This is a genomic window from Winogradskyella sp. PC D3.3, from assembly GCF_054366245.1.
Genome location: NZ_CM135962.1, coordinates 2,545,281 through 2,557,469, shown reverse-complemented (window position 1 = coordinate 2,557,469; position 12,189 = coordinate 2,545,281). Strand labels below are relative to the sequence as shown.

Here is a 12,189-nt window from a genome sequence, read left to right as displayed (position 1 = left end):
AATAACTAACTTAATTTTACCATAAATGAGACTTCACCTAACAACAAGTATTCTTTTAATTGGCCTTTTGGTATCTTGTAAAAACGAGAACCAAGTAAAGCCTGAAAATAAAACTAGTACTGTAGATCAGGAACTGGCTCCAAAATTTCAAAACAAAGGGCATGAATTAGTTTTTAATATGGTTCAGAACGTAGGTAACTACGAAAAGTTAAGTCAACTTAAAGATGTTGTTTACACGTATACCTACCAAACACCAGATGGCAAAACAGATAGCTCTACTGAAAAATATATTTTTGACGGTGAATTATCATATGGAGCATACGATACCCATGAAAGAACATTAGCTAATCTTGAAGGCTTAATAGAACAAGGTTATGACGGAAACGACTATTGGTTAAAGCATAACGGTGACGTTTTAACTAATGAAGACTACTTAAAAAAAGTCGCTTTTAATAGACCTACAAATTTTTACTGGTTTACGATGTTTCAAAAATTATTAGACCCAGGATTGAATTATGAATTTGTAGAGGAAACAACTATAGACAACAAAAACTATGATGTTGTAAAGGTGAGTTTCGATTCAAAAAATGATAAACCTACTGACATCTACCAATTGTATATTAATAAAAACACTAACTTGGTTGATCAGTTTCTTTTTACGGTTGCTGATTTTGGAAAAATGGAGATTCCGAATTTAATGGTTTTAGACTACGAAAAAGTTGACGGTTTATGGATTCCTACAAAACGAAAATATAAGCGTTCTACTTGGAAGGCAGAAGTGGATAAAAATCCATGGATTATTGTAAATTGGACTAACATAAAATTCAATACTAATTTAACTCAGGACGATTTTAAAAAATAAAACCAAACATTTGTGTCTATTTATAAACAGCTTCAAACTCCTAGGTTACTTATCAAGCCCATTGATACGGATGACGCTGCATTTATCTTAGAGTTAATGAACACTCCAAAATGGATTGAAAATATTGGAGATAGAAACGTAAAAACGGTTGAAGATGCCAAAGATTATATAAAAGACAAAGCCTTTCCACAATTAAAAAAACATGGCTACGGTAATTACGTTGTCATTAGAACATCAGATAATACAAGACTGGGCACTTGTGGTTTATACCATAGAACAGACAGAGATGATCCTGATATTGGTTTTGCTTTTCTACCTGCTTATATAGGCAAAGGTTATGCTTTTGAAGCGGCAAATCAATTACTAATTGCTGCTAAAGAAGACTTCGGCTTAACCGAATTAAGTGGTTATACACTTGAATCAAATTTAGCTTCAAGACAACTATTAAAGCGTTTAGGTTTTAGTTTAAAGGGTATTGGCAAACTACCAAATAATGAAGAAGAGTTACTTCACTATTATCGCGTATTAAACGATGACAAATAGAGTCTATACATCTCAAAATGGCAAAAACGCTTTACACCATATATGTTATAGAATTATCGAAACGTGTGTTTACGGAAAACACGAAGTTCAGAAATGCCAATCCGCAATTTAATGGTGTTTTAGAATGTTTGTATGTTGGTATGACCAGCAAAACTCCAAAAGAACGATTTCTTCAACACAAAACAGGACATCGAAATAAAAAAGGCCATAAAATATCTTCTAATATTGTCGAGAAATATGGCACCTATTTACGTCCTAGCCTATTTAATCATATCGATCCATTTTTTACCAGAGCCGAAGCGTTGAAAGCAGAAGAACAAATTGCTTTAGAATTACGACGTGAAGGTTATGCTGTTTGGTTTAATTAATAAAAAACATACTTTTACATTAAACCCTTTATCTTAGAAAAAGTCTAACCAAAAATTATTGAATACATCATTTTGAAGTTATTAAAGTTAAAACCCCTAAAACCAACACCATATCTCGTTTCAGCACTCTGTTTTTTTATGAGTTGCAATACTATAAACACAGATAAAACTTTAAAATCTAACGCGACTTCGAATGTTAATCAAGACATTCCTGTTTACGATTTTAATCAATTTGAACCCTTAATTTATACGGATTCCGACAAAACCTATCTCATTAATTTTTGGGCAATGTGGTGTGCCCCTTGCGTCAAAGAATTACCATACATTGAGCAATTTGCAGCAAAACACCCTGACGTAGAAGTCATTTTAGTAAGCTTAGATTTTCCAAAAGATATTGAAACGAAATTAAAGCCATTTTTAAAAGAAAAAAAAATAACCTCTAAAGTGGTGCTATTAGATGATCCAGATTCTAATACTTGGATAGACAAAATAGACCCTAATTGGTCTGGATCCATTCCATTTACCATAATGTTTAACAAAGACGAACGCTTATTTCATGAACGTTCATTCGAGAATTTAGAAGACCTAGAAAACCAAATAAATAACCTTAATTAAAACAAACATGAAAAGAATCAGTGTCCTAATTGCTATTATTGGCTTATCTGCAAGTGTACTTGTATCTTGTAAAAACGAAGGCAATACAACAGGAGAACCTTCTGCTGAAAATCAACATAAAGATCATAAAGGGGAACGCCCACCACATGACGGAGACCGAAAAGGACCACCACATGGAGGTGATAGAAAAGGACCACCTAAAGGAGGTAGTCCAGAACAAACTAAAACTTTAGAAGAAATTGGAGGTTATAACATTGGTGATGTAGCTACGGATTTTAATCTTAAGAACGTAGATGGTTCAATGGTTTCTTTAGCTAGCATTGAAAACGCCAAAGGATACATCGTCACATTTACGTGTAATGAATGTCCATTTTCAAAATTATATGAAGACCGTTTAATCGCATTAAATAATGAATATGCACCAAAAGGTTATCCTGTAATCGCCATTAACCCAAATAGTCCAGAAAATGAAAAAGAAGGTTATGAAGCCATGCAAAAACGTTCAGAAGACAAAGGCTTTACCTTTCCATACCTTGTAGATGAAGGTCAAGAACTATACCCTCAATATGGTGCGGTAAGAACACCTCATGTATTCTTATTAGACGCAGAACGTAAAGTACAATATATTGGTACTATAGATGATAATGCAAAGTCACCTGAAGACGTTAAAGTGAATTATGTAAAAGACGCTATTGAAGCTTTAGAAAAAGGAGAAAAACCAAATCCGAATTTCACAAAAGCTATAGGTTGTCCTGTTAAGGCAAGCAAAGCTTAATCACAGACTGCCATATAAAAAAAGCAGCATCGTAACGATGCTGCTTTTTTTTGTAATAAAATTACAACTTTGGTCGTAATGATTTATCTAGAATAATTTGGGGCTTCCTTAGTAATAGTCACATCATGTGGGTGACTTTCATTAATACCAGAACTTGTGATTTTCACAAAGCGGCCGGTTTCTTTTAAAGTGGCAATATCTTTAGCACCACAATAGCCCATTCCTGCTCTAAGTCCACCAATAAACTGATGAATACTTTCCACCAACTCACCTTTATATGGTACACGACCAACAATACCTTCAGGAACTAATTTTTTAATATCGTCTTCAACATCTTGGAAATAACGGTCTTTACTTCCTTGTTTCATGGCTTCTACAGACCCCATACCTCGATACGATTTAAATTTACGTCCTTCGTAGATAATCGTTTCACCAGGACTTTCTTTTGTTCCTGCTAAAAGTGATCCTAACATTACGGTATCTGCACCAGCGGCAATCGCTTTTGGTATATCACCAGTATAACGAATTCCACCATCAGCAATCACAGGAACTCCTGAACCTTTAATAGCCGCAGCCACTTCCAAAACGGCAGAAAATTGAGGAAAACCAACTCCTGCCACTACTCTAGTGGTACAAATTGAACCCGGTCCAATACCAACTTTCACTGCATCAGCTCCAGCTTCAACTAAATATTTTGCAGCAGCACCAGTGGCAATATTACCTACAATGACTTCCAATTTTGGAAATTTCTTTTTAATCTCTTTTAAAACTAGAACCACACCTTTTGTATGACCATGAGCGGTATCTATAATCACTGCATCAACACCTGCATTTACTAATGCCGAAGCACGTTCTACCGCATCGCCTGTAACCCCAATTGCAGCTGCAACACGTAATCTTCCGTAAGAATCTTTATTGGCGTTAGGCTTTTGTGTCACCTTGGTGATATCTCTAAAGGTAATTAGTCCCTTTAGTTTATAATTATCATCTACAATTAATAATTTTTCAATTTTGTTTTGTTGAAGAATCTTTTCAGCATCTTTTAAAGACGTACCTACAGCTGCAGTGACTAAATTGTCTTTAGTCATAACATCAACGATGGGTTTCTTGCTATCGTGCTCAAAACGTAAATCTCTGTTGGTAACAATACCTTTCAGTATGCCATTATCATCTACAATAGGAATACCTCCAATACCATGCTCGGCCATATTAGACTTAGCATCAAAAACAGTAGCGGTTAATGGTAAGGTCACAGGATCGATAATCATACCGCTCTCAGCACGCTTTACACGACGAACCTTATCGGCTTGTTGATCAATCGTCATGTTTTTATGCAACACACCTATTCCACCTTCTTGCGCCATAGCAATTGCCATTTTACTTTCGGTAACCGTATCCATTGCTGCGGAAATCACAGGAATATTAATGGTAATGTTTCTTGTAAATTTAGTTTGAATATTAACTTCGCGAGGAAGAACTTCGGAAAATGCTGGAACTAAGAGTACGTCATCATAAGTAAGACCTTCTCCAACAATTTTATTTTCGTGTGCTGTCATGGCAATTAGAATTTAATTGCACGCAAAAGTACAATTTATATTGACATATTATAACATATTGAAAAGCTATTTGCAACACTTAACAATCTATTAATAATCAATAACAATCCATTTTAAGTTGATTATTATTTTTAAAGGCACTTAATGGTTTGTCTAAGTGTGTTATAGTGATGGTATGCAACACCTCTAAAACACGATTTTGCATAGCCACAGAACCACAAATCATTACCACTCCATTTGTATTTAAAACACGGCTTAATAAGTCTTGATGCTCTAAAATTAAATCTTGAACGTAAATTTTATCGTTCTGCTCTTGTGAATACGCAATATGAAAACTAGATAAGGTCTTTTTACTAAACGCAGTTTCAATAATATCTTTATAAATATTTAAAGAATCTTGAGTACGTCCTCCCCAAAATAAGTGGGTTTTTATTTTACTTTGATTATCGTTAATCATTCCTAAAAATGGTGCAATTCCTGTACCATTGGCAATCATTACCACGTCTTTTACATCGGTTGGAAAATGAAAATCTAAGTTTCGTTTAACTTGCGCCTTAACGATTTCGTTGACTTTTAAGTTGTTGAAATAATTAGAACAGACCCCAAATTCGTGCTTTTTAATGCTTAATATAATATCTTCTTCAATCTTCCCAATCGAATATTGGCGTTCAATAAAATCGGCTTCCGGATATAAAGACAACAAATCACCAGACTCAAATTTTACTTTTTTATGAGGTCGTAATTGCACTAAAAACGAATCGTCCTTATTGGGTTCTGATTTATTAATAACCTTAAACTCCTTTAATTTTTTTAAATTGATTTGAGGTTTTTGAAACTTAATCTTTAAATCGTGATTAGTACGCTCATTCCATTGCTTAATCCATATTTTATAAGCTTCAAAGGATTGATTATTAATTTTGAAAAGCGGAAGGTGTTCCACAAAATGATCTTGCGTTTGAAACATTTCATCCACTTCAATGGCATATTTACAATAATCAGGATACATAAGCGATCCAAAACCAACAACTGCATACTTCATCGTTTGCTGCTGCTGCACTTTTTGAAATAATTTTTCAAAATTTGAAGCACTTGTTGGCGCTTCACCTTCGCCATAAGTCGAGGCAAAAACGATGATATATTTCGCATTTTTATATTCTGAATACGCGTTTAAAGCTGTAATAAAAACCGAATGACCTTCTGCGATTAAAGCGTCATAAAATAGCTTGGCAGAATTAAAGGTATTACCGGTTTCAGAACCAACTAAAATGATATAGTCTGCCTCATCTTTTTTGAATTTATTCTTAATTTTCGCTGTTTCTTTTCGTCGTTTTAACGTCATGGCAAAGCCAGAATACATAAAGAATAAAATGGCCAAACTCGCTAAGAACAATACGACTGACCAAAGGATAGTCCCTTGACCTGTATGTAGAATTAAGCTCCAATTAGACGCTAATGCAACAAACGATGTGTTTTGGTTACTGACGATAGCGCCTGTATATTGATTGACTAAAATTTCCTTATCCGATAATTTAACGGTGAAATAATCTTCAATATCATCAGAAAATGGGAACTCTACACTTTTTACATCTTCAAGTTTTATATTTTGAAATGTTTGAAACTCTAAGATGTCTAATTTGTTTTCAACGTCATCTTGCTCAGGATAGTTGTGTGATATTTTAGAATCTGGAAGTAAATCAAATTTTTCAAGCGACAGAAATACACCTGTCAGTGTAATAATTACAATAGGAATTAAAGCATATCGTCCTATAACAACATGGTAATATTGATCAAAATTTTCTCTAACCACTTTAGAAAAGAAACGTTTGATACCACCTTGACGCTTCAATATGAGTTGAATTCCTGTTACTGAAATCAGCAATAACAAAAAGGACACCACTCCTATTAAAACACGACCTGTTGTTTTTAAAAATAGCGAACGGTGAAGGTTAGTCGCGAATTCATAAATGGGTGCTTTCTTAATAATATCACCTAATTTTTCGCCTGTAAAAGGATTGACATAAAAGGTTTCACTGTCTCCTTCTTTGGTAATGACTGAGGCACTTACGAAATCATTTTTATCGACTTCGAGTGTAAAGACTTCATCATATTCTTGCTGTAACACATTTAAGGTTTCAGCAAGAGACCTATCGTTTGCCCCAGAAACAGCATACGGTTGCAACTGATTTGTAATGGGTTCAAACGCTAAAATAGCACCTGTTACCGATGCTATTAAAATAAACAAAGAAGACATAACAGCCAATACTAGATGACTGTATCTCCAGATGGAAATGGTCATAGTATCGGTTTTATTGAGGCATCATTCGGATGTAACGAATAAATCCTTTTCCTTCTACTTTAGATTTTACGGTTTCTGAAGTCAACTCAAATTCCACATCACTTTCGTAATATTCTTGGTCTTCAACAGCAGTTTCAAATCTTAACTTGTAACCTTTATCTAATTTATCATTATCAATTTCAATGATACTTATAGCACGTTCGCCTCCGCTAATAGTTGCTCCTGTAATGGCATCGATATCTGGTCTTCTTTTTCCATAATAGTCCCACCACGATTCAATGGTATTGTACCACTCATCATCATCGCCTTTAACGTTTAAGGTTTTTACATAATCGCCTTCTGGATTTAATAATGAAATGACAATATAGGCTCCTTCACCTGTATAATTTGTCATTTGAATCATACATTTATACTTTGCTGATTGTATAAAATTAGTAAATGATACTAAACTAAAAGCTACAATACCTAATAATGCTATAATGCGTATATTCTTCATCTTAAAAATTCTATTACTTTAAAAATTCTATTGAAATATTGTTTTTCTTTAACAACTCATTTTCTTTTGCCAAATCATAAGCAGATTCATCAAAATCTGTAACAATTTGCTTTTTTGCACCGTGTTTTAGTAAAAATTTTAGAACTGAATTGTCCTGTGCTTTCATTGCTGCGATATGCAATGCGGTATTACCTTCATTATTTTTCGCATTAATATCTTGATCCATTGTTGTTGCAATTTCTAAAAGCTCAATACTATTTTTTTCTACAGCCAAATGATACCATGTATTGCCATTTTTCTGAACTGCAGTTAAATCGACTTTATTCTTTTTAAGGACTTCCATCTTTTGAGTAAACTGCTCTTTATTTCGCTTAGAGTATGACTCTACTAAATAATACACAAGGTTATTACCATCAGCATCAATAATAGTCGTATCATATCCTTTTTCAATTAAATATCTAACCACATCTGGAGAATTTCCTTTTAACGCTAATGATAATGCTGATTGGCCATGTTTGTTAGTCGTATTAATAGTTTTCAATTTCTCGACTAAGGTTTTAACGACGATTAAATCATTTCTAGAAGCCGCATTCATAACCGCATTATTTCCTTTAAGGTCTTTAGTGCTTACGTCTAATCCTTTTTCTAATAAAAACTTTATAATTTCTAAGTCTTTACTTCTAGAAGCTAAAACGTGTAAAGGAGTAATTCCTTCTTCATTAGATACATTTGGGTTTAAACCAATACGTTCTAAATACTTATAGACTTCAATACCATTAGCTGACCCTCTAGTACCATTTGCTGCAAATATAAAGGCTTCATCAGTACCTTTAATTCCTTTCTTTAAAAGAGAATTCATTAAGGCTATATGACCCGTTTTAGCAGCATAATTAAAAATACCATTCCCTGCTTTGTCAACACTATTAATATCCAAACCTTTAGATTGGAAATAGGTCATTAATTTAAAATCCTTATCATATGGTGCTGCAAGTAATAAAGCATTAGCCCCATTAGGGTTTGTTTTCTTTATTAATTCTGCATCATACTTTGTTAATATGTCATAGACTGCCGTATTTGCTTGTCCTGAAGCTGCTGCAAAATTAATAATGGTATTCCCTTTATCGTCTGTTATATTGGTTTTTGCCCCATTTTCTAATAGATATTCCACCAATTCAGCATTGCCTTTATAAGCTGCCCAAAACGCATAGGTTCTACCATCGTGTGTTAGTTTATTAACATCATTTCCCTTTTGAGAAATCATATAAGTAATGGTCTCTAAAGGTGCATCTTGCAAGGTTGCATAAACCACACCATCAAAATTGTTAGCATTAGCTTCAGCAGGATTATTGCCTTCTTTTATTTTTTGCTTTACAGTTTCTACCGTTGGCTGAGTTCCCCAAAACTCACGATCTAAAAAGATATTCTTATTCTGTGCAAAAGTGGATAACGACAATGCTAAAAAAAGCATAACTACTATCGATTTCATTGTTTTCATATATATGATTGATTTATTTTAAACTTATTTATTTTACAAAAGCTTCTATAATACGATTAATTTCTTTTTTAGCTGTGATTTCATCATCTAACAAGTATTTAAACAACACTTTGTTATCCACTTTTTCAGCCAAGGTTAAATCTTTATTTCTGCCATAAACTGCATCCCATTTTGTTCTTACCAAAGCCCATTTATCGTGTTGTGCTTTCCACCAATCTTGTGACGCTTGACATCTACTATCATCAACTTTTTTATAGGTATTATACCCTTTTTCCTTAGCAATAATCACGTCTTCTTTTCCTGCTTCTCGTAACACTTTCTCATTATCTTGATCGTGTACCCAACCAAAATCTGTAATCTCGTGGCGGTTACCTCTTAATGTAATATTGTAATCATTACGTTTGGTGTATTCACGTCTTGGTAATGGTGCTGTTGTTGTATTTTCCCAATAGTGCTTACCATCGACATGAACCCAAGTTCCTGAACCTTCATAACGCGGACTATCATCTACCTGAAACACTTTCTGCGTCCACTGCCCTTTTACATCATCTTTAGATTTTTTTTCAAAGGTCCAATTATTATCTCCATTATACATATAAAACTCTTGATTTTGAAATAACCAATCTTGTCTCCAGTGTTTTACAATATGTGGACTATCCGGTCGTCCAACTTGCAATAAATGTTGAATTGAGATTTTATCATCCTCATCTACAATAGCAAAAGCGTACTCTAAGCCTTTATCTACTTTAGTTTCTGAAGGTCTATAAAGTGAATCATTACTGTAGTTAAACGTCTCTGTAAAATTGAACGTTACTTCAAAACAACCACACATGGCTTTAATGGCTTCTTGATCTAAGGTTTTCTTCTTTTGTGCATTACTACTTAAAGTAAATGCTAATACAATGGCTAAAACGGGTACTACTTTTTTCATATTTAAAAGATAAATGAGGTGTTTAAAAATTATTTAAAAAAAACTATTCTTATTTAGAATGAATTAAAATAAGATTTTATATTTGCAACAAATTTATCAAGAATGAGTCTAAATAAAAATAAAATCCCAATTTATTTTTCAATAATTTTCTTTTCATGGGCTTTTGCACAAAAAAGAGAAACCACAGTTGATAGTACCAAAACAGAATCTTTAGATGAAGTTGTTGTAACAGGTCAATATAATCCCACTTCTATAAAAAAATCTGTACATAATGTCATTGTGATTAATAGAAAGCAGATAGAACAAGTTGCAGCTAACAATCTGGCCGATTTATTAAATTTTAATCTTAACCTTACTATTATTCCAAATGCACAAACAGGACGCTCTACGATTTCGTTCTTTGGCTTAGATTCACAATATTTCAACATTTTAGTAGATAACATTCCACTAGTTAGTGACAATGGCTTAGGAAATGATATTGATTTAACCCAAATTAATCTCGACGCCATTGAACGTATTGAGATTGTTGAAGGCGCCATGGGCGTTGAATATGGTGCGAATGCTGTTTCAGGCGTGATTAATATCATTACCAAAAAATCTATTGCTAACGATTGGCGTATTCAAGCCTATATACAAGAAGAAACCGTAAGTGACGAGTATGCTTGGTTTGATGAAGGTAGACATATACAATCTTTTAGTGTGGCTCATAACATAAATGAGAGATGGATGGCTAAAATTGGAGCTAATCGAAATGATTTTGCCGGATTTTTCAACCAACGTCAAGGGCAAGATTACTACCAAAATGATGGGCTTAGAGGCTACGAATGGTTACCTAAACAACAATTAAATACGAACGCTTTAATTAATTATAAAGGTGAAAACTTTAGGGTGTTTTACAAGTTTGAATACTTTAATGAACAAATTAATTATTACGATGCTGCTGTTAGAGCAAATATTGATACTCAAAATCAAACGAGTAATCCATCGGCTACAGATCGCATATTTACCACCAACCGCTTTGTGAACAATTTAAATATTGATGGTCACCTCAACTCTGGAGCTAACTATAACGTAGCACTCTCCTATCAGCAGCAAGAACGCGACTTAAACGAATTTAACTATTTTATTTTAAGCAAAGAACGCAGTAATGAAAGTGACGAAACCTACCAATCTAGTAAAGTCGTATTTTCTAAAGGTACTATAGACAACTTAGTAAAAAGTGATTTTTATAATTTCCAACTCGGTTATGAAGCGCGCTATATTGAAGGCTTTGACACGCAAGCTACAGGCGATGTTACCCAACAAGATAAAACCAACACACAGACTAATTATGCCATTTTTGGATCTTCGGAATTGAGCTTTTCGAATAAATTCTCTTTACGTCCTGGTGTACGCTATGAATATAATTCCCTTTTTAAATCAAAATTAATGGGCTCTTTAAGTGCGCGTTATTTAATGGATCATGGTTTTGAACTTAGAGCCAACGTAGGTACCTCTTATAGAACTCCTAATTTTGAAGAATTATACTACTACTTTGTAGATTCCAATCATGATGTTCAAGGAAATGAAAACTTAAATCCCGAAAATGGTTTTTCAGCCTTTGTGAATCTAAAAAAGCGAAGTTGGCTTAATGAGCTTTCTTTAGTTAACAACCTAAAGTTAAGCTATGTCAATGTTTCAGATAGAATTGATTTGGCTGTGGTTAATACCACTCCTTTACAGTATCAATTTATAAATATTGATAAATTCAAACTATGGAGTCTTTCATTAGAAAATACATTGAAAGTCGACAATTTAGCATTCAACTTAGGTGCCACATTTCAAGGTATTTCTAGAATAAATAACAATGAGGTCAATGGCAATGATGATTTTCTGTACAATTTTCAAGTTAACACTAGTGCATCCTATTTTGTAGAACCTTGGAATACCTCATTCAGCTTACTATTAAAATACAACGGAGAACAAGAGCAATACATGGCATCTGGTTCTGATACAGATGGAAATTCGACCTTCTCAAAAGTAACAACAGACGCATATAGTTGGCTAGACGCCTCTGTAAAAAAATCCTTTTTAGACAATAAAATCAATATAACACTTGGTGGACGCAACTTATTAGATGTCACTAGTGTAAACGTAAGTAATACTGCTACTGGTGGCACACACACAACTAACAGCAATGCCTTATTGTTAGGCTACGGAAGATCTTTTTATTTAAAACTATTGTATAACCTAAATTTTTAAACACTACATAT

11 protein-coding genes are annotated in these 12,189 nt (G+C 33.6%); 6 read left to right on the top strand and 5 right to left on the bottom strand.

Annotation, left to right across the window (positions count from 1 at the left end):
* The first annotated feature begins 25 nt into the window (after nt 1-25).
* The 5 genes from ACXGSQ_RS11205 (at nt 26) to ACXGSQ_RS11185 (ending at nt 3,163) form a co-directional block, all read left to right on the top strand.
* Nucleotides 26-862: a hypothetical protein gene (locus ACXGSQ_RS11205; protein ID WP_458626271.1), complete on the top strand. Its 837-nt coding sequence runs from the start codon at nt 26-28 to the stop codon at nt 860-862.
* Nucleotides 863-874: 12 nt separating this feature from the next.
* Nucleotides 875-1,405 carry a GNAT family N-acetyltransferase gene (locus ACXGSQ_RS11200; RefSeq protein ID WP_458626270.1) on the top strand — a complete coding sequence of 177 codons (531 nt, stop codon included), beginning with the start codon at nt 875-877 and terminating at the stop codon, nt 1,403-1,405.
* Between the two features lie 17 nt (nt 1,406-1,422).
* Nucleotides 1,423-1,773, top strand: a complete 351-nt coding sequence (locus ACXGSQ_RS11195) for a GIY-YIG nuclease family protein (RefSeq protein WP_458626269.1) — start codon at nt 1,423-1,425, stop codon at nt 1,771-1,773.
* Between the two features lie 72 nt (nt 1,774-1,845).
* Nucleotides 1,846-2,388 carry a TlpA family protein disulfide reductase gene (locus ACXGSQ_RS11190; RefSeq protein ID WP_458626268.1) on the top strand — a complete coding sequence of 181 codons (543 nt, stop codon included), beginning with the start codon at nt 1,846-1,848 and terminating at the stop codon, nt 2,386-2,388.
* Between the two features lie 7 nt (nt 2,389-2,395).
* Complete coding sequence (locus tag ACXGSQ_RS11185; RefSeq protein ID WP_458626267.1) at nt 2,396-3,163, top strand: thioredoxin family protein; 768 nt, start codon at nt 2,396-2,398, stop codon at nt 3,161-3,163.
* An 83-nt stretch (nt 3,164-3,246) separates the two neighbouring features.
* On the opposite strand, the gene guaB is transcribed toward ACXGSQ_RS11185, so the two are convergent.
* The 5 genes from guaB to ACXGSQ_RS11160 all read right to left on the bottom strand — a co-directional run bounded on the left by guaB (nt 3,247) and on the right by ACXGSQ_RS11160 (nt 9,937).
* The gene (gene guaB, locus ACXGSQ_RS11180; RefSeq protein ID WP_458626266.1) at nt 3,247-4,719 is read right to left on the bottom strand and encodes an IMP dehydrogenase; all 1,473 of its coding nucleotides are present in this window, start codon (nt 4,717-4,719) and stop codon (nt 3,247-3,249) included.
* 97 nt (nt 4,720-4,816) lie between these two features.
* The gene (locus ACXGSQ_RS11175) at nt 4,817-7,015 is read right to left on the bottom strand and encodes a PepSY domain-containing protein (protein ID WP_458626265.1); all 2,199 of its coding nucleotides are present in this window, start codon (nt 7,013-7,015) and stop codon (nt 4,817-4,819) included.
* A gap of 10 nt (nt 7,016-7,025) precedes the next feature.
* On the bottom strand, nt 7,026-7,511 hold the full coding sequence (locus tag ACXGSQ_RS11170) for a DUF2271 domain-containing protein (RefSeq protein WP_458626264.1): 486 nt from the start codon (nt 7,509-7,511) through the stop codon (nt 7,026-7,028).
* Between the two features lie 13 nt (nt 7,512-7,524).
* Nucleotides 7,525-8,997, bottom strand: coding sequence for an ankyrin repeat domain-containing protein (locus ACXGSQ_RS11165; protein WP_458626263.1), 1,473 nt, complete (start codon nt 8,995-8,997; stop codon nt 7,525-7,527).
* Nucleotides 8,998-9,034: 37 nt separating this feature from the next.
* On the bottom strand, nt 9,035-9,937 hold the full coding sequence (locus tag ACXGSQ_RS11160) for a DUF6607 family protein (protein ID WP_458626262.1): 903 nt from the start codon (nt 9,935-9,937) through the stop codon (nt 9,035-9,037).
* Nucleotides 9,938-10,039: 102 nt separating this feature from the next.
* Between ACXGSQ_RS11160 and ACXGSQ_RS11155 the strand changes: the two genes are divergently transcribed.
* Nucleotides 10,040-12,178: a TonB-dependent receptor plug domain-containing protein gene (locus ACXGSQ_RS11155; protein ID WP_458626261.1), complete on the top strand. Its 2,139-nt coding sequence runs from the start codon at nt 10,040-10,042 to the stop codon at nt 12,176-12,178.
* The last annotated feature ends 11 nt before the right edge of the window (nt 12,179-12,189 follow it).

Bases quoted from the DNA above. Each gene is read 5' to 3' on its own strand.
- ACXGSQ_RS11205 (WP_458626271.1), top strand. From the start codon at position 26: ATGAGACTTCACCTAACAACAAGTATTCTTTTAATTGGCCTTTTGGTA.
- ACXGSQ_RS11195 (WP_458626269.1), top strand. From the start codon at position 1,423: ATGGCAAAAACGCTTTACACCATATATGTTATAGAATTATCGAAACGT.
- ACXGSQ_RS11185 (WP_458626267.1), top strand. From the start codon at position 2,396: ATGAAAAGAATCAGTGTCCTAATTGCTATTATTGGCTTATCTGCAAGT.
- guaB (WP_458626266.1), bottom strand. From the start codon at position 4,719: ATGACAGCACACGAAAATAAAATTGTTGGAGAAGGTCTTACTTATGAT.
- ACXGSQ_RS11175 (WP_458626265.1), bottom strand. From the start codon at position 7,015: ATGACCATTTCCATCTGGAGATACAGTCATCTAGTATTGGCTGTTATG.
- ACXGSQ_RS11170 (WP_458626264.1), bottom strand. From the start codon at position 7,511: ATGAAGAATATACGCATTATAGCATTATTAGGTATTGTAGCTTTTAGT.
- ACXGSQ_RS11165 (WP_458626263.1), bottom strand. From the start codon at position 8,997: ATGAAATCGATAGTAGTTATGCTTTTTTTAGCATTGTCGTTATCCACT.
- ACXGSQ_RS11160 (WP_458626262.1), bottom strand. From the start codon at position 9,937: ATGAAAAAAGTAGTACCCGTTTTAGCCATTGTATTAGCATTTACTTTA.
- ACXGSQ_RS11155 (WP_458626261.1), top strand. From the start codon at position 10,040: ATGAGTCTAAATAAAAATAAAATCCCAATTTATTTTTCAATAATTTTC.